At 60.5% G+C, this 16,171-nt stretch carries 18 protein-coding genes; 3 read left to right on the plus strand and 15 right to left on the minus strand.

The window, feature by feature from the left end; translation table 11 throughout:
• The 9 genes from F7P80_RS15580 to F7P80_RS15620 form a co-directional block, all read right to left on the minus strand.
• The coding region (locus F7P80_RS15580; RefSeq protein WP_249041504.1) for a GTP-binding protein at nucleotides 1–136 on the minus strand (136 nt) is incomplete at its 3' end.
• Between the two features lie 179 nt (nucleotides 137–315).
• Nucleotides 316–2,424 carry an elongation factor G gene (gene fusA, locus F7P80_RS15585; protein WP_151045958.1) on the minus strand — a complete coding sequence of 703 codons (2,109 nt, stop codon included), beginning with the start codon at nucleotides 2,422–2,424 and terminating at the stop codon, nucleotides 316–318.
• Nucleotides 2,425–2,575: 151 nt separating this feature from the next.
• Nucleotides 2,576–3,049: a 30S ribosomal protein S7 gene (gene rpsG, locus F7P80_RS15590; RefSeq protein WP_054066206.1), complete on the minus strand. Its 474-nt coding sequence runs from the start codon at nucleotides 3,047–3,049 to the stop codon at nucleotides 2,576–2,578.
• 168 nt (nucleotides 3,050–3,217) lie between these two features.
• Nucleotides 3,218–3,595 (minus strand): 30S ribosomal protein S12, encoded by a 378-nt coding sequence (rpsL, locus tag F7P80_RS15595; protein WP_003059441.1) that lies wholly within the window; start codon nucleotides 3,593–3,595, stop codon nucleotides 3,218–3,220.
• A 159-nt stretch (nucleotides 3,596–3,754) separates the two neighbouring features.
• The gene (locus F7P80_RS15600; protein ID WP_151045960.1) at nucleotides 3,755–4,924 is read right to left on the minus strand and encodes a D-alanyl-D-alanine carboxypeptidase family protein; all 1,170 of its coding nucleotides are present in this window, start codon (nucleotides 4,922–4,924) and stop codon (nucleotides 3,755–3,757) included.
• Between the two features lie 38 nt (nucleotides 4,925–4,962).
• The gene (locus F7P80_RS15605) at nucleotides 4,963–5,595 is read right to left on the minus strand and encodes an alpha/beta hydrolase (RefSeq protein WP_151045962.1); all 633 of its coding nucleotides are present in this window, start codon (nucleotides 5,593–5,595) and stop codon (nucleotides 4,963–4,965) included.
• A 97-nt stretch (nucleotides 5,596–5,692) separates the two neighbouring features.
• Nucleotides 5,693–6,037 (minus strand): (2Fe-2S) ferredoxin domain-containing protein, encoded by a 345-nt coding sequence (locus F7P80_RS15610; protein ID WP_054066203.1) that lies wholly within the window; start codon nucleotides 6,035–6,037, stop codon nucleotides 5,693–5,695.
• Nucleotides 6,034–7,146, minus strand: a complete 1,113-nt coding sequence (locus F7P80_RS15615; protein WP_151045964.1) for a VanZ family protein — start codon at nucleotides 7,144–7,146, stop codon at nucleotides 6,034–6,036. The genes F7P80_RS15610 and F7P80_RS15615 overlap by 4 nt, the downstream gene beginning before the upstream one ends.
• 31 nt (nucleotides 7,147–7,177) lie before the next feature.
• Nucleotides 7,178–7,594, minus strand: a complete 417-nt coding sequence (locus tag F7P80_RS15620; RefSeq protein WP_151045966.1) for a CopD family protein — start codon at nucleotides 7,592–7,594, stop codon at nucleotides 7,178–7,180.
• A 229-nt stretch (nucleotides 7,595–7,823) separates the two neighbouring features.
• On the opposite strand from F7P80_RS15620, the gene hemB reads away from it, so the two are divergent.
• Both hemB and F7P80_RS15630 read left to right on the plus strand, forming a co-directional pair.
• Nucleotides 7,824–8,834: a porphobilinogen synthase gene (hemB, locus tag F7P80_RS15625; RefSeq protein ID WP_054066210.1), complete on the plus strand. Its 1,011-nt coding sequence runs from the start codon at nucleotides 7,824–7,826 to the stop codon at nucleotides 8,832–8,834.
• 113 nt (nucleotides 8,835–8,947) lie between these two features.
• Nucleotides 8,948–10,069, plus strand: a complete 1,122-nt coding sequence (locus F7P80_RS15630; protein WP_151045968.1) for a magnesium transporter CorA family protein — start codon at nucleotides 8,948–8,950, stop codon at nucleotides 10,067–10,069.
• 105 nt (nucleotides 10,070–10,174) lie between these two features.
• On the opposite strand, the gene F7P80_RS15635 is transcribed toward F7P80_RS15630, so the two are convergent.
• On the minus strand, nucleotides 10,175–10,867 hold the full coding sequence (locus F7P80_RS15635) for a dienelactone hydrolase family protein (protein ID WP_054066200.1): 693 nt from the start codon (nucleotides 10,865–10,867) through the stop codon (nucleotides 10,175–10,177).
• Nucleotides 10,868–10,994: 127 nt separating this feature from the next.
• Here F7P80_RS15635 and F7P80_RS15640 point away from each other — a divergent pair, with 127 nt between their 5' ends.
• Nucleotides 10,995–11,627, plus strand: coding sequence for a MarC family protein (locus tag F7P80_RS15640; RefSeq protein WP_054066199.1), 633 nt, complete (start codon nucleotides 10,995–10,997; stop codon nucleotides 11,625–11,627).
• Here the strand turns inward: F7P80_RS15640 and F7P80_RS15645 are convergent.
• From F7P80_RS15645 to F7P80_RS15665, 5 genes are all read right to left on the minus strand, one after another.
• Nucleotides 11,624–12,175 carry a hemerythrin domain-containing protein gene (locus F7P80_RS15645; protein ID WP_054066198.1) on the minus strand — a complete coding sequence of 184 codons (552 nt, stop codon included), beginning with the start codon at nucleotides 12,173–12,175 and terminating at the stop codon, nucleotides 11,624–11,626. The genes F7P80_RS15640 and F7P80_RS15645 overlap by 4 nt on opposite strands.
• 186 nt (nucleotides 12,176–12,361) lie before the next feature.
• Nucleotides 12,362–13,045, minus strand: coding sequence for an ABC-type transport auxiliary lipoprotein family protein (locus F7P80_RS15650; protein ID WP_114070912.1), 684 nt, complete (start codon nucleotides 13,043–13,045; stop codon nucleotides 12,362–12,364).
• A gap of 11 nt (nucleotides 13,046–13,056) precedes the next feature.
• Complete coding sequence (locus F7P80_RS15655) at nucleotides 13,057–14,037, minus strand: MlaD family protein (RefSeq protein ID WP_151045970.1); 981 nt, start codon at nucleotides 14,035–14,037, stop codon at nucleotides 13,057–13,059.
• A 2-nt stretch (nucleotides 14,038–14,039) separates the two neighbouring features.
• Nucleotides 14,040–14,852 carry an ABC transporter ATP-binding protein gene (locus F7P80_RS15660; RefSeq protein ID WP_054066195.1) on the minus strand — a complete coding sequence of 271 codons (813 nt, stop codon included), beginning with the start codon at nucleotides 14,850–14,852 and terminating at the stop codon, nucleotides 14,040–14,042.
• 3 nt (nucleotides 14,853–14,855) lie between these two features.
• A complete protein-coding gene (locus F7P80_RS15665) occupies nucleotides 14,856–15,986 on the minus strand; it encodes an MlaE family ABC transporter permease (protein WP_151045972.1) in 1,131 nt (376 codons plus the stop codon).
• Between the last annotated feature and the right edge of the window lie 185 nt (nucleotides 15,987–16,171).

Raw genomic sequence — 16,171 nt, forward strand, 5'->3', positions numbered from 1 at the left:
CCTTAGCTTCGCCGCCGAAGTGCTTGGACAGCACAGTAGCGATAGCAGCTGTCAGAGTGGTCTTACCGTGGTCAACGTGGCCAATAGTACCCACGTTCACGTGGGGCTTGGTACGCTCGAATTTTTCCTTTGCCATTGCAAATTCTCCAACTAAAAGAGCAAGCCTGTGTATCGTTTTTAAGGTCTGCACCGCATTGCTTGTTCACTTCGCACAGGCAACAAAGTGGCATGCAGTCGCAGACCGGCAATCCAACTGCAGCAGCCGCCTTGCGACAGCTGCTGCAACCAAACGGTCAATTATGACCGATCTGGCAATTACTTGGCGCGAGCAGCAACGATGGCTTCAGCCACGTTACGAGGCGCTTCAGAGTAGTGCTTGAATTCCATGGTGTAGGTCGCACGACCCTGTGTCATGGAACGCAGCTGAGTGGCGTAGCCGAACATTTCGGACAGAGGCACTTCAGCCTTGATGGTCTTGCCACCACCAACCATGTCGTCCATGCCCTGCACCATACCGCGACGGGAAGACAGGTCACCCATCACAGTACCAGCGTAGTCTTCAGGTGTTTCCACTTCCACGGCCATCATGGGTTCCAGGATGACGGGGTTGGCCTTCTTAGCGGCTTCCTTGAAACCGAAGATAGCAGCCATCTTGAACGCCTGTTCGGACGAGTCCACGTCGTGGTACGAACCGAAAGTCAGACGCACGCGAACGTCCACCACAGGGTAGCCAGCCAGCACGCCGGAGGTCAGCGCTTCTTCCACACCCTTCTGCACTGCAGGGATGTATTCGCGAGGCACCACTCCGCCCTTGATTTCGTCCAGGAACTCGAAGCCCTTACCTGCTTCCAGGGGCTCCAGTGTGAACACCACGTGACCGTACTGACCCTTACCACCAGACTGACGAACGAACTTGCCATCCACGTCCTTGACGGTGTTGCGCACGGTTTCGCGGTATGCAACCTGGGGCTTGCCCACGTTGGCTTCCACGTTGAACTCGCGCTTCATACGGTCAACGATAATTTCCAGGTGCAGCTCGCCCATACCGGCGATGATGGTCTGACCCGATTCTTCGTCGGTACGCACGCGGAAGGATGGGTCTTCAGCAGCCAGACGCGACAGGGCAATACCCATCTTTTCCTGGTCAGCCTTGGACTTGGGTTCCACAGCCTGTGCAATCACAGGCTCGGGGAACACCATGCGCTCCAGCACGATAGGTGCAGAGATGTCGCACAGTGTTTCACCGGTGGTCACGTCCTTCAAGCCCACGCAGGCAGCGATGTCACCAGCGCGAATTTCTTCCACTTCCTGGCGCTCATTGGCGTGCATCTGAACGATACGGCCGATACGTTCCTTCTTGCCCTTGGTGGCATTCAGAACGGTTTCGCCCTTGGTCAGCACGCCGGAGTACACGCGCACGAAAGTCAGCTGACCAACGAATGGGTCGGTCATCAGCTTGAATGCCAGCGCAGAGAACTTCTCTGCGTCGTCAGCCTTACGTGTCAGCTTCTTCTCTTCGTCGTCGGGATCGGTACCGGCAACGTCAGGAATGTCCACAGGCGAAGGCAGCAGGTCCAGCACGGCGTCCAGCATGCGCTGTACACCCTTGTTCTTGAACGCGGTACCGCACAGCATAGGCTGGATTTCGGTAGCGATAGTGCGCTGACGCAGACCGGCGATGATGTCTTCTTCAGACAGGTCACCTTCTTCCAGGTACTTGTTCATCAGCTCTTCGCTGGCTTCAGCAGCAGCTTCCACCATGTTTTCGCGCCACTTGTTGGCAACGTCAACCAGCTCGGCAGGGATGTCCTTGTATTCGAACTTCATGCCCTGAGAAGCTTCGTCCCAGATGATGGACTTCATCTTCAGCAGGTCAACCACGCCCTGGAAGTTGTCTTCAGCACCGATTGGCACCACGATTGGCACGGGGTTGCCGCCTAGGCGTGTCTTGATCTGGTCCACGACCTTGAAGAAGTTGGCACCGGTACGGTCCATCTTGTTCACGAAGGCCAGACGAGGCACCTTGTGCTTGTTAGCCTGACGCCACACGGTTTCAGACTGAGGCTGCACGCCACCCACAGCGCAGTAAACCATCACGGCGCCGTCCAGCACGCGCATGGAACGCTCCACTTCAATGGTGAAGTCCACGTGGCCGGGGGTGTCGATGATGTTGATGCGGTGCTCGGGGCGGGACATGTCCATGCCCTTCCAGAAGCAGGTCACAGCAGAGGAAGTGATGGTAATACCACGCTCTTGCTCTTGCTCCATCCAGTCAGTGGTTGCAGCGCCATCGTGCACTTCACCCAGCTTGTGGGTCACGCCTGTATAGAACAGGATACGTTCGGAAGTAGTGGTCTTACCTGCGTCGATGTGGGCCGAGATACCGATGTTGCGGTAGCGGCTGATGGGGGTCTTGCGAGCCATGATTGATCCTTGATTGATCGGGGAGAGAGTCTGCGAGCACCCTGCCTTGTGCGCTGGGGCCAGCAGTTCTATATGAGGACGCCTTGAATCAAGACAAGGCCGCGAGCAAGATTTGCGAGCGGCCTGTCTGTTTCAATCCGCTAAAAGCAGATTAGAAGCGGAAGTGGCTGAATGCCTTGTTGGCTTCTGCCATACGGTGCACTTCGTCACGCTTCTTCATGGCGCCGCCACGGCCTTCGGTAGCTTCCATCAGTTCGTTGGCCAGACGTTGTGCCATCGACTTTTCGCTACGCTTACGCGCAGCTTCCTTGATCCAGCGCATGGACAGAGCCAGACGACGGACAGGACGCACTTCCACAGGCACTTGGTAGTTAGCACCGCCAACACGACGGGACTTCACTTCCACCATAGGCTTCACATTGTTGATAGCCGTGGTGAACACTTCCAGAGCATCCTTCTCAGGCTGCTTCTTGGCGATCAGCTCCAGGGCACCGTAGATGATGCGCTCTGCAACTGCCTTCTTGCCGCCTTCCATGATCACGTTCATGAATTTGGACAGCTCAACATTGCCGAACTTAGGATCCGGCAGGATTTCACGTTTGGGGACTTCGCGACGACGTGGCATTTTTTACCTCTATCTTTGCTTCAGTTGGTGACTTTTCAGACACCGCGAGAGTCAATCTCTGGACTCCCACTTACTCGACCCGCGCAAAACACTTGCGTTTGGGGCCACTACGTTTGACCGCGCCAGTCAGGCGAATCAAACACCGTTGTGTTTCAGAACCAGGGCTGATTACTTAGCCTTAGGCTTCTTAGCACCGTACTTGGAACGGGCTTGCTTACGGTCCTTCACACCTTGCAGGTCCAGAGAACCGCGAACGATGTGGTAACGCACACCTGGCAAGTCCTTTACACGGCCGCCGCGCACCAGCACAACGCTGTGCTCTTGCAGGTTGTGGCCTTCACCGCCGATGTACGAAATCACTTCGAAACCGTTGGTCAGACGCACCTTAGCCACCTTACGCAAAGCCGAGTTAGGCTTCTTAGGTGTTGTGGTGTACACGCGAGTGCAAACGCCACGACGCTGAGGGCAGTTTTCCATAGCAGGGCTCTTGGATTTAACAACTTCTACCGTGCGGCCCTGGCGCACGAGTTGGTTAATGGTTGGCATATATACGTCCCTAAACGTAAAAAACGAAAACGTGAAACCCTTCGGAAATACCGAAAAGCCCTCCAATGTACCAGTTTGGGAAACCCGGGGCAAGTCACATGTGATTAAACAGCAGGCACTTTGAAGGCCTTAGCCTGCCCGCTGCTCTCACCGGACTGCTTAGCGAATCCACAGGCGGATCGCATCCCAGGTACGCCCGAAGAAGCCACCCTCTGTCACGCTTTCCTGCGCGAAGATGGGCAGCTCTGCAGCCACCTGATCTGCCACCAGCACCTTCAGTACACCTACCTGCTGGCCCTTACTGATCGGGGCCATCAAAGGATCTGTGCGCACAATCTGGGTCGTCACCTTACCGGAGCTGCCGGAAGGCACCGTCACCACGGTAGGCGTTTCACGGCCAATCTTGATGGTGCTCTGAGAACCCTTCCAGATGGGCGCTTCTTCCATGGTCTGACCTGCGTCGAACAGCTTGACTGCGTCATAGGCGGTATAGCCCCAGTTCAGCAGCTTCTGGCTTTCGTTGGCGCGTGCATTGTCGCTGGCCGCACCCAGCAGGATGGAGACCAGACGGCGTCCACCCACATTGGGAATATCGCGATTGGCCGTAGCAATCAGGCAGTAACCCGCAGCATTGGTGTGCCCTGTCTTCAGACCATCCACGGTCGGGTCACGGAACAGCAGTGCATTGCGGTTGCGACTGTTCGCCGCAGGTGTGCCCTCGTAGCGATAGTCCTTGATGGCGTAGTAATGCATGTACTCGGGGAAGTCACGCATCAGACGCATGGACAAGGTCGCCAAATCGCGGGCCGTGGTGTAGTGGCCGGGCTCGGTCAGTCCTTCAGGGTTCTTGTACGAAGTCCCATTCATGCCCAGCGCCTTAGCCTGTTCATTCATCAGGCGCACAAAGTTTTCCTTGGTACCGCCCACACCTTCAGCCAGCGCCATGGTGGCGTCATTGCCAGACTGCACGATCATGCCCTTGAGCAGGTCTTCCACAGGCACCTGCATCTTGGGGTCGATGAACATGCGCGAGCCGGGCATCTTCCAGGCCTGCTCGCTCACAGGCAGACGCTGCTCCAGCGTGACCTTCTTGGCGCGCAGCGCATCAAACACCAGGTAGGCCGTCATCAGCTTGGTCAGCGATGCGGGCTCGATCGCCACGTCCACATCCTTGGCCGCCAGAATCTGATTGGCCGTCACATCCACCAGCAAATAGTTGTTGGCAGCGATTTCTGGTGGCTGCAACTGTGCAATCTGGGCATTGGCCCACAGCGGTGCCAGAGCAGCCGTCAGCGCCAGTGTGCGCAGGGTCGAAAAAATAGGTTTCATGAACAACTCGGTTTCTTCAGAATCAAAGAAGGCACGCTTCAGCCGTGCGAAGCGCTCAGGTGGCGAGCCACCAACCCCTTGAGCAAGGGCAATTGCCCGTGGAAGAAATGTCCTCCATCGGGGATGACGGTCACCGGCAGAATCTGGGGGCGCGCCCAGTCCATCACGGACTGCAGTGGCACGGTGTCATCCTTTTCACCATGCAGCACCAGCGTGCGTGCATGCGCCTCGGGCGGCAAAGTCGCTGGCTCAAAGCGGCTGGCAGCGGTGCCCACCAGCACCACCTTTTCCACACGGCCAGTTTCCCACAGCGCGGCCACGGCATGGGTGGTCACAAAAGCGCCAAAAGAAAAGCCCGCCAGCGCCAGCGGCCCCTGAGGAGCCACCTGGCGCACGACTTCCAGCAGATCCTGGGCCTCACCCTTGCCTGCATCGTGCACGCCTTCGCTGGCACCCACACCACGGAAATTGAAACGAATGGCTTCCCAGCCGGTCTGCACGAAGGCACGCGCCAGGGTCTGCACCACCTTGTTGTCCATCGTGCCCCCGAACAGCGGATGCGGATGTGCAATCACCGCCACCCCCTTGGGCGTACCTGCAGGACGGTCACGCAGCGCCTCAATCTGGCCTGCCATGCCGGTCAACATGAATCGTTCGGTCTGTGCGTTCAAGTGCCCCCCTGTGACAACTCTCTCATTGATAGCTAGCAGCGCTTGACTGGCAAGCGCTGAGCGGCAAAAAGTCTCTTAATCGGCGTAGGAGTCTGATTTAACGGCCAAGTTCCGGAGGCACCAGCAGACGCTCCACGACCTGACCATTTTTGAGGTGAGACTCCACGATTTCGTCGATATCTGCCTCATCGACAAAGGTGTACCAGGTGCCTTCGGGATAGACCACGGCCACGGGGCCCGCCGCACAGCGGTCCAGGCAGCCGGCCTTGTTCACGCGCACCTGTCCCTTACCTGCCAGGCCTGCTTCCTTGATGGCCTTTTTGCAACGGTCAAAACCTGCCTTGGCACCGTGCAGATGGCAGCAGTCTTCACCATTGGGGCGCTCATTCAAGCAAAAGAAAATATGGCGGCTGTAGTAGCCGCTGGGTGTGTTCTCGCTCATGATGCATTCATTCTAGGAGCCGCCTGACGCCGGGTCAGTTGCAAAGCCACATACGCCAGCACGGCATAGGGCCAGATCCAGCCCAGCCACTGCCCGACCCCGTAAAAGCGCATGAAGCGCCCCTGCTCCCAGGACTGCAGGTGGTCCGCAAAGTAAGGGTTCAGCGGTGCCTGATTGAGCCAGTTGAGCTGCCACATCAGCACCAGCATCAACAGCACAGCGCACCAGCGGCGTGGCACCGGCAGCGCGGCAGCGGCCAGCAGCACGGCAGCTCCCAGCCCCACCTGGGTGGGCAGTGTGAACCATTCCCACGCATGGTTGGGGCCATAGGCCATGGCGGAGGACAGCAGCGTGGCCCCGATGCCAGCCAGCACGATCAGCACCGCCAGCACGGCACGCCGCGCCACCGAGGGCAGCAGCAGATAGGCCAGCAGGCAGGGCGCCAGCACCCCGAGCATGACGCACAGCATTTCCGCACTGGGCGCCAGCGGCACCAGTGGTTCTTCACGCAGCGGCAGCCAGTCCATGAAGGGGGTGCCCTCCAGCCAGCGGTCCAGCGTCTTGTCCAGACGCTCCAGCACCTGTCCCAGCCCGAATGGCAGGCCAGAAGGAAACAGCAGCGCCACAGGCCACAGCCCCAGCAGCACCATGCCGCCGGGCTCCTGCTCCCCCACCCAGCGCTGGCGCAAGCTATTCCAGCGCTCGAGTACCCCTATCCACGCCAGCACACCGGCGAGCAAAGCACCCAGCAGCGCACCGCCCGCATTGAGCACAAAGTCCAGATTGGAAGGCACACGCCGTGGCAGGAAGATCTGCAGAAACTCCATGCTCAGCGACAGCAGCGCGCCCAGCACAAAGGCCAGCGGCACGGCGACATGGCGCAGCCCGCTGCGCAGGCAGCCCAGGGCCAGCAAAAAGCCCAGGGGAACATAGCCTGCAATATTGATGTTGACGTCAAACCACGTCCAGTACGGTGGAGGCAGTGGTGCGGTCACAAACACCCAGGGCGAAATACCCTGGGCACGCCAGCCTTCAAAGGGGAACAGACTGGCAAACACAATCAGCGCGGTGTAGAGCAGGGCCAGCGGCCATGCCAAAGTTCGGAACACAGACTGCCCCTTTCAGCGCAGCATCACCACATTAAAAAGGCTTGACGACCACCAGAATCACAATGGCAGTCAGCAGCAGCACGGGCACTTCGTTGTACCAGCGAAACCAGCGATGGCTGCGCTGGCAGGTTTCCGCCGCCAGCTGGCGCAACAGACGCGAGCAGCTGTAGTGATAAACCACCACCAGCGCCACCAGCAGCAGCTTGGCATGCAGCCAGCCCCCCGTAAATCCATAGCCCAGCCACAGCCACACACCGAGCGCCAGCGCAGGCACGGCCAGCATGGTGGTAAAGCGCAGCAAACGCTGTGCCATGCCAATCAGGCGCTCACGCTCTGACACGGAACCGGGCGTCACCATGGCCAGGTTCACAAAAATGCGTGGCAGATAGAACAAACCGGCAAACCAGCTGGCCACAAAAACGATATGAAAAGCTTTAATCCATAGCATGGGCACAGTGTAAGCTGGCCCGATGGCACAAAAAAAAGCCCGGCAGTGCCGGGCTCTGAAATCCTCCAAAAAGAGGCCTGCTCAGGGAGGTGAAGCAGGGAAAGCAGCCAGCTGCTTTCGGAGCCCAATCTAGCATTCCCCCCCAAGCTGCACACCCGGGTAATCCCGCCACCCTGCTTCGTGCTGCATGCACTCGCCAGCGCTGTGTAACAGGCGCACAATGGTGGGTATGCATTTGTCTAGCCCTACCCCTTTCCCGCAAAGCCGTCCACGCCGTCTGCGCCGTGACGCCTTCACCCGTAACCTGGTGCGCGAAAGCCACCTGTCGGCACACGACTTCATCTACCCTGTGTTCGTGCATGAGGGTCAGAACCGCCGCGAGGTCGTGCCCTCCATGCCCGGCGTGGATCGCCTGAGTCTGGACCTGCTGCTGCCTGTGGCCGAAGAGTGCGTGAAGCTGGAAATCCCCGTGATGGCGCTGTTCCCCGCCATTGATGCCGATCTGAAGGCCCCTGATGGCAAGGAAGCCCTGAACCCCGATGGTCTGATCCCCCGCGTCATCCGTGCACTCAAGAAAGAATTCCCCCAGCTGGGCGTGATGACCGACGTGGCCCTGGACCCCTACACCAGCCACGGCCAGGACGGCATCCTGGACGAGACCGGCTACATCCTCAACGACGAAACCGTGGAAGTGCTGGTGGGCCAGGCCCTGAACCACGCCGAAGCCGGTGCCGACATGGTCGCGCCCAGCGACATGATGGATGGCCGCATTGGTGCCATCCGCGAAGCACTGGAGCTGCAGGGCCACATCTACACCAAGATCATGGCCTACAGCGCCAAGTACGCCAGCAGCTTCTACGGCCCCTTCCGTGACGCCGTGGGCACACGCGGCGCGCTGGGCAAGGCCGACAAGAACGTCTACCAGATGGACCCTGCCAACTCCGACGAAGCCCTGCGCGAAGTCGCCATGGACATTGCCGAAGGCGCAGACATGGTCATGGTCAAGCCCGGCATGCCGTATCTGGACATCGTGCGCCGCGTCAAGGACGAGTTCAAGGTGCCCACCTTTGCCTACCAGGTCTCGGGCGAATACGCCATGATCAAGGCCGCTGCGGCCAATGGCTGGCTGGACCACGACGCCGTGATGATGGAAGCCCTGCTGGCCTTCAAGCGCGCCGGGGCCGACGGCATCCTGACCTACTTTGCCATCGACGCAGCCAAGAAGCTGCGCGGTCTGTAAGCTAGCCCCATCCAAGGCTGGAAGCACCAGGCAGTCTGCGGACTGCCTTTTTTATTTTTCATAGCTGCCAGCGCTTGCTACACCTGCGTTTCCACCCATTTTGAGCTTGAACTATGCGACTGCTGCTCATCCAGCCTTCCCGCAAAACCGTACACGACCTGGGCGAATGGCCGGGCGCTGCACCGCAGCCCCTGGCACCACCTGAGGACGATGGCTTTTACTGGCTCTCGGCAGAGCGGCCAGAGCTGGAAGTGCAGCTGCCCGCCGTGCAGGCGCTGCTGCAGCAGCTGTGCGGCACACCGCTGGTGGACCTGCACGTGTCGGACCTGCTGAACGCGCAGATCCCCTCGACGTTTGACTTCACCTCGGACTACGACGTGATGCTGTTTCGCAGGCTGCGCCACTTCCCGCGCGTGCCGGAGCAGAACGCCCTGCAGCCGCTGGAGACCGTGCCCGTGGGCTATGCGGTGTTTGACCAGCTGCTGCTGAGCATCCACCCCCCTGCCTGTGCGCTGCGCGCCCAGAGCATGCAGCGGCTGCTGGAGCCCGGCAAGCTGCCGGAAAAACGCAGCATTGCCACGCGGCTGCCGCCCAGCAGCGCCGACCTGATGCTGCGCCAGCTGGACCAGATGATTGACGGCTACCAGAGCCTGCGCCGCGACATGGCGCGCCAGCTCGATATCTGGCAGATGGCCCTGCTGAACCCACGCTCGCGCTTCAGCAACTGGACGCAGATCCTGCAGGCACGGCTGTCGCTGCACCAGCTCGATGAAATCTGCGAAGACCAGCGCGCTGCCGTACAGGACTGGATCGACACCTTGCGCACCTGGCAGCACACCGACAGCGGCAGCAACGAGCGCCACGCGCTGGAGCTGCTGCTGGTGCGCTCACGCGACGTGCTGGAGCACATCGAGCGCGTCATCCACCACGTGCACCGCATGGAGCAAAGTGCGGAAGTGGCCGTCCAGCTGCACTTTTCCGCGCAGAGCAACCGCACCAACGACATCATGCGCGTGCTGACCACGCTGACGGCCATCTTCCTGCCCCTGAACCTGATTGCCGCCATCTTCGGCATGAACTTTGACGTGCTGCCGCTGGTGCATGAGCAGGATGGCTTCTGGTGGGCCATGGGCGGCATGCTGAGCATCAGCCTGGTGCTACTGGTGTTCTTCTGGCGCAGGCGCTTTATTGAAAAAGACAGTCTGATGGGCACGCCCTACGGCGAAAAGTCATAAAAAAAGAGCTGCCAGCGCTTGATAAATCAGCATTTCAGATACTTTTCATTCTGAAATGCTTGATACACAAGCGCAGGAAGCTCTACTTTTTATGAATCGCTAAGGCTATGCCTTCAGGTGCTGGTCCAGAAACTCCAGCGTGCGGTCCTTGGCCTGCACGGCGCTGGCATCGTCATAGCTGCCGCGCTGGTCGCAGTTAAAGCCGTGGTCGGCGTCATACACATGCACCTGCACTTCGGGGTGTGCCGCGCTGAACTGCTGCACGCTCTCCTGCGAAATATGCGCATCCTTGGCTCCAAAGTGCGCCAGCACGGGCACCTGGGGCTGGCGGGCAATCTCTGGCGGCACTGTCATGCCACCGCCGTAGTAGCAGACGGCGGCCGAAACGCCTTCAATCAGGCCAGCTGCGCGCCAGGTCAGCAGACCGCCCCAGCAAAAGCCCACCACGCCGACCTTGCAGCCGCTGTGCTGCGCCACCCACTGCACGGCAGCGCGCACGTCCTGCATCACGCCTTCGCCGGGCAGCGCCTCGGCCGCAGCCTTGAGCTGTATGCCACGCGCCATGGCTTCTGCGTCATAGCCCAGCTGCACGTCAAACTCCAGGCGCGTGAACAGCGCAGGAGCAATCGCCACAAAGCCGCGCGCGGCCAGCCGGTCGGTGACGGCGCGAATGTGCGAATTCACGCCAAAGATTTCCTGCAGCACCACCACAGCGCCACGCGGCGTGCCATCGGGCTGCGCCAGCCATGCAGGAATTTGCGTGCCATCCTGCGCAGTAAGTTGTACAAACTGACCCATCACTGTCTCTCCTTGTTGTGTCGTGTTCCAATGTACACAAGCGCCACATAGGCTTGCCATACACAGGTAGCAACTTTAAGCAATCTGCGTTCCACTTGAAGCATCACCACCCGTCTGTTCTTCGCCCATGGATCTCAAACCGCTGATTACCCTGGTCGCCATCATTAACCCCCTGGCCATCGTGCCGTTCTTTATCCATTACACACAGGGGTTTGATGAAGCACAGAAAGCCCAGACCATCCGCGTGGCGGCTTTCAGTGCCTTTGTGGTGATTGCCGCCTGCGCACTGCTAGGGCTGCAGGTGCTGGACTTCTTCAATATCTCGCTGGAGAGCTTTCAGGTCGGCGGCGGCCTGCTGCTGCTGACCAGCGCCATCAACATGCTCAATGCACGCCCTGCCGAGGCGCGCCCCAATGAACCCACGCTGGAAGCTGGTGCCGAAAAAGCCGCCATGGGCAACAGCATTGCCGTGGTGCCGCTGACCATTCCGCTACTGACCGGGCCTGCTGCCATGTCCACGGTGGTGATTTATGCCGACCAGGCCACCAGCTTCTGGCAGCACCTGGCCCTGGTGGGCTATGGCGTGGTGGTGGCAGCCTGCGTGTGGGGGAGCTTTTCCATGGCCGAGCCCATTGCCCGCGTGCTGGGCAAGACCGGCATCAACGTCATGACCCGTCTGATGGGGCTGATTCTGGCCGCCCTGTCCATCGAGGTGATGGCGGGCGGGCTGGTCAAGCTCTTTCCTGTGCTCAACGGCTAAGCGCTGCCAGCAGCGCTGACGGCCTGCGCCTGCTGCGCCACCTTGTCCACCTGCGCGGCGTGCTGTTCATGGTCATCCTGCTTGGAGCAGGCACCACCGCAGCCGCTGATCAGCCCCTCCGGCAAGGCCTGGGCGTTGCTGACAGCCCCGGTTGCCGGGTCAAAGCCCACACTGCCCATGTGCTGCGCCAGCGCCGCATCCATGGTCTGCGCATGGTAGCTGAACCAGTCGGCCAGCTCCGGCGTCATGCCCCGCACCATGCTGCAGTCGCCTTCGGCGCAGCACTTGGCGCCTTCACGCATGATGTCCAGCACCACCTTATGCTGGGTGCTGTGGCAGTTGTCGGCCGCAAAGCCGGTGGCCTGCATCCAGCGGTCTTCCTGCCCAAAGTGGGCCTCGGTATGGCTAATCAATGCCTGCCACAGGGGCAGCAGTGCTTCATCGGCTGCGTTTTCCACTTCGGTCAGCAGGTCGACAAATTCCCTGTGCGTCTCATCCATGATGGGAACGTTGAGCACCAGGGCTTCGCTCCATTCCAATGTCGCCATCTGGCAACTCCTTTGATCGTGTGAACTTGAATGGCTGCAAGTCTTAGGCAGGTCATGCTCACAGGACTTGCTCCACATCAAGTTCCACCAGCGCCATACATGGCTTGACACCTTTGTTTCGTCCAGAACAAAAAATCCCCGCTGGCGGCATGCACCAGTGGGGATGGGAAAGGGCTTTTCAGGGATTCAACGCTGGTGCTGGAGCACACCATCCATCCATGTCACCAGTTGCTGGCCCAGCGTATCTACCGCCTGCACCATGGCTTGCACGCCGGCGGCGGCATTGGGTGCAGTGGCTGGCTGCTGCACGGTAAACACCTGCTGTGCCAACAGCACATCACCCTGCGGCAATGGGTTGACCAGGGTGGCGCGCAGGCGAATCATGGCGGCGCTTTGCTGCTCGGCGCTGAAGACCTGGCTGAACTCTTCCAGACTCCAGCGCAACACGGGCACGCGCTGGCCCTGCACGGAGGGCAAGGCATCGCCCACATCGGCGTAGAGCACCACACGGCCACCCTGACTCAGATGCTCACCCAGCCGCTGCTGCACCAGGCTCGCAGGTGGCGCACTCCAGCGCGCCTGGCTGTAGGCGTGCAGCACCTGGGCATCGGCATAGGTCAGGCGATAGCGCATGGCCGTGCTGCCGTCGCCCAGCAGTGGCGACTGCAAAGGAGCCAGCGCCACAGGCGCTGCCTGTGCACTGGCCTGCGCCTGCGTAGCTACCGGCACGGCAGCGCCCAGGTCATAGCGCGCCATGGGCCGTGGGGGCTGGGGCAGGCTGCCGCAGCCTGCGAGCACCAGTGCCAGCGTCACACCCCACCACCAGCGGCCTTGCTTGGCGGGGAATACGGTCTTCTGTGCTTGTTGCATGTGGTCCATCCTTATCGTCCGGAAGCAGGCGCTACAAAGCCGGGTTCACCGGGGCCTGGCACATTGGGCGAGCCAAAAATCAAAGCCTGTGGATTGGCTCCAAAGCTGCTGGCTGCGCCGCCGAGCTGGCGCGCAGCGGTAGAGACATCGTCCGCCGCCTGATTGATGCTGGGCAAGGTGCTGCGGTCAAACCGCTCGGCAGCACGCGCCATGGACTGCGCACTGTTGACCACCTGCTCCAGCGCCCCTCCGGGCTGCTGGGCGGCCTGGGTCATCTGGTGCACATCACGCACCAGATGGGCGGCTTCCGTACCTGCTTGTGTGAGTGCCTGCATGGCTTTGCGCGCATCCTCGGCCAGCGCCGGGAATTCCTGCACCGCAGGCGCCACCTTGTCATGCAGCGTGGTGTTGATGGCGCGGGTCGTGGCACTCACATTGCCTGCCGCCTGCGCCAGGTTTTCCAGTAGCTGGCTGAAGCGCTCCTGGTTGGCGTCGCCCAGCAGCTGGTTGATACGTGCTGTGGCTTCATCCACGCGGGTGAGGATGTTCATGCCCTGATCGGCCAGCACATTCAGCTGGGAAGCCTTCATCAGCAGGCGCGGAATATCGCTTTCGCCCCTGGGTAGCGCTTCCTTCAGGGGGGGCACCAGATCGTCCAGCTGCACATAGGCCAGCCCCGTCACGCCCTGATAGCCCAAGGTGCCATAGGTTCCTGTAGGCGTCACGGGTGCCTTGCTGTCTACGGCAATGCGGATCAGGACCTGGCCTTTGTTCAGATCGTCAAAGGTAATGAGCGTGACCTTGCCCACCGCCACGCCCTTGTAGCGCACCGTGGCCTGGTTCTGCAGGCCGCTGATGGCTTCTTCCGTGGTCATTTCGAACTCCCGGTAATCGTTGCGATCGCGCGTGAGCCATAGTGTCAGCCCGATCAGCAGTGCCAGCAGGCACAGCACAAAGCTGCCTGCGGCCATGGCATGTGATTTGTTTTCCATGCTTATTGCCCTCCAACAGGGGCAGGAGCCATGGCGCGACGGCCACGCTCTCCCTGAAAAAACGTGTGAATAAACGGGTGGTTGAACTGCGCCACCTCGCGCGGCGAGCCCGTCACAATGACGCGCTTTTCCGCCAGCACCGCCACGCGACTGGACAGCGCAAACAGCGTGTCCAGGTCATGCGTGACCATGATCATGGTCAGCCCAAGATCGTCGTGCAGCTCGCGCAGCAGTTCGCAGAATTCGTCAGAACTTGTCGGATCCAGCCCTGCCGTAGGTTCGTCCAGCAGCAGCAAGGGTGGGTCCATGATCAGGGCACGGGCCAGCGCCACGCGCTTGATCATGCCGCCTGACAGGTCAGAAGGCATGCGCGTCGCGTGCTCGGGCTTGAGGCCCACCATCTGCAGCTTGATCATGGCGGCTTCATCGACCATGGCATCAGGCAGTGTGCCCTGCTCGCGCAGTGCAAAGCCAATGTTCTCCAGCACATTGAAGGCCGAATACAGCGCCCCCTGCTGAAACAGCATGCCCACCCTACTGGCAGCCTGTGCGTTGCACAGCTCGGCTGCCGGGCGGCCCAGCGTAGTCACCGTACCCTTGCCAGGGTGCAGCAGGCCCAGAATCTGGCGCAGCAGCACGGTCTTGCCCGTGCCCGAGCCACCGACGATGGACAGCATTTCGCCCTGGTGCACCGTCAGATCCAGATCCTGATGCACCGCAAAAGCACGCTCGCCTTCACCAAAAATGCTCCACAGCTTGTCGATCACCACCACTGGTGGCGTAGCTGGAGCTGGGGTAGTGGCAGTCTCAGTCATGGCTTAGAACCCCACATTCTTGAAGGCCACCGCAAAAATGGCATCCACCACGATCACCATGGTGATGGACGACACCACCGAGGCCGTGGTCCCCGCACCCAGGCTCTGCGTATTGGGCTTGACCTGCAGGCCCCAGTGACAGCCAATCAGCGCAATAAACACCCCGAACACCACGGACTTGGCCGTGGCCAGCACCAGATTGCCGATGCTCACGGCACTAGGCAGGGTTTCCAGAAAATAGGCGGCAGAAATGCCCAGCGTCAGATCGGATGCCAGCATGCCGCCACCCAGCGCTGCCAGCGTGGTCCACAGACTGATCAGGGGCATGGACAGGGCCAGCGCCATGGCACGCGGCATGACCAGGCGAAAGCCGTGGCGTATGCCCATGACCTGCATGGCGTCAAGCTCTTCCGTCACGCGCATCACACCAATCTGGGCTGTGATGGCCGAACCCGAACGGCCAGCCACCAGAATGGCTGCCAGCAGCGGGCCCAGCTCCCGCACCAGCGAGATGCCCAGAATGTCTACGATAAAAGTCTCTGCCCCGAACTGCCGCAACTGCAGCGCCATCAGATAAGCCAGCACCACGCCAATCAGAAAGCCCACCAGCGCCGTAATCGGCAGCGCCATGGCCCCCATGTTGTACAGATGACCAGAAAAATCACGCCACGGGCCCTGGCGAGGATGGCGAATCAGATAGCCCAGATCCAGCACCAGCTGACCGATCAGCTCCACCAGGTGCCGCATGTGGCCCAGAGCCCCCAGCACCAGCAGACCCAGCTGGTTGACCCGGTCCATGAGGCCCATGGAAGGTCGCTGCGGCAAGGGGGCACGCTGAAACTTGGCCACACGCTCGATCATGGCGCGCTGCGCCTCAGAAACACGGACGCGCGCAGGCCACTGATGCTGCCAGTGCTGCCACAGCAGCTGCGCGCCGATATGGTCCAGCCACTGCAGGGACTCCAGATCCCAGCCCACATCCGGAGAGATGCGGTTGCTGCTCAGTGCCTGCTTCAGTGCCCGCCAGTTCGTGCGCTGCCCCAGCTCTGCCGCCCCCCAGCGCCCTTGCAGCTGCACCCATGCACCCTGTGCATCGGCGGTGGTGTGCAGTCGCGGTGAGGTGTCGTCGTTCATAGCGGTATGTAAAGCCCAAGTCCCGCAAGCTTACAAGCATTCACATCCATCCTCACCATCAGGGCTGAGAGAAGCAGTCATTGTTCATGTCTTCCTACACGACCTCATAGTTTCCCTATCGACACATTGCGCCTTCTTCCCACAATGCGAGAGGGGCGTCCTGCAGCAGGCCGCTCAGGCATTTT

This window comes from Comamonas kerstersii (genome assembly GCF_008801935.1).
GTDB lineage: Bacteria > Pseudomonadota > Gammaproteobacteria > Burkholderiales > Burkholderiaceae_C > Comamonas > Comamonas kerstersii.

Bases quoted from the DNA above. Each gene is read 5' to 3' on its own strand.
- fusA (WP_151045958.1), bottom strand. From the start codon at position 2,424: ATGGCTCGCAAGACCCCCATCAGCCGCTACCGCAACATCGGTATCTCG.
- rpsG (WP_054066206.1), bottom strand. From the start codon at position 3,049: ATGCCACGTCGTCGCGAAGTCCCCAAACGTGAAATCCTGCCGGATCCT.
- rpsL (WP_003059441.1), bottom strand. From the start codon at position 3,595: ATGCCAACCATTAACCAACTCGTGCGCCAGGGCCGCACGGTAGAAGTT.
- F7P80_RS15600 (WP_151045960.1), bottom strand. From the start codon at position 4,924: ATGAAACCTATTTTTTCGACCCTGCGCACACTGGCGCTGACGGCTGCT.
- F7P80_RS15610 (WP_054066203.1), bottom strand. From the start codon at position 6,037: ATGAGCGAGAACACACCCAGCGGCTACTACAGCCGCCATATTTTCTTT.
- F7P80_RS15620 (WP_151045966.1), bottom strand. From the start codon at position 7,594: ATGCTATGGATTAAAGCTTTTCATATCGTTTTTGTGGCCAGCTGGTTT.
- hemB (WP_054066210.1), top strand. From the start codon at position 7,824: ATGCATTTGTCTAGCCCTACCCCTTTCCCGCAAAGCCGTCCACGCCGT.
- F7P80_RS15630 (WP_151045968.1), top strand. From the start codon at position 8,948: ATGCGACTGCTGCTCATCCAGCCTTCCCGCAAAACCGTACACGACCTG.
- F7P80_RS15635 (WP_054066200.1), bottom strand. From the start codon at position 10,867: ATGGGTCAGTTTGTACAACTTACTGCGCAGGATGGCACGCAAATTCCT.
- F7P80_RS15640 (WP_054066199.1), top strand. From the start codon at position 10,995: ATGGATCTCAAACCGCTGATTACCCTGGTCGCCATCATTAACCCCCTG.
- F7P80_RS15645 (WP_054066198.1), bottom strand. From the start codon at position 12,175: ATGGCGACATTGGAATGGAGCGAAGCCCTGGTGCTCAACGTTCCCATC.
- F7P80_RS15650 (WP_114070912.1), bottom strand. From the start codon at position 13,045: ATGCAACAAGCACAGAAGACCGTATTCCCCGCCAAGCAAGGCCGCTGG.
- F7P80_RS15655 (WP_151045970.1), bottom strand. From the start codon at position 14,037: ATGGAAAACAAATCACATGCCATGGCCGCAGGCAGCTTTGTGCTGTGC.
- F7P80_RS15660 (WP_054066195.1), bottom strand. From the start codon at position 14,852: ATGACTGAGACTGCCACTACCCCAGCTCCAGCTACGCCACCAGTGGTG.
- F7P80_RS15665 (WP_151045972.1), bottom strand. From the start codon at position 15,986: ATGAACGACGACACCTCACCGCGACTGCACACCACCGCCGATGCACAG.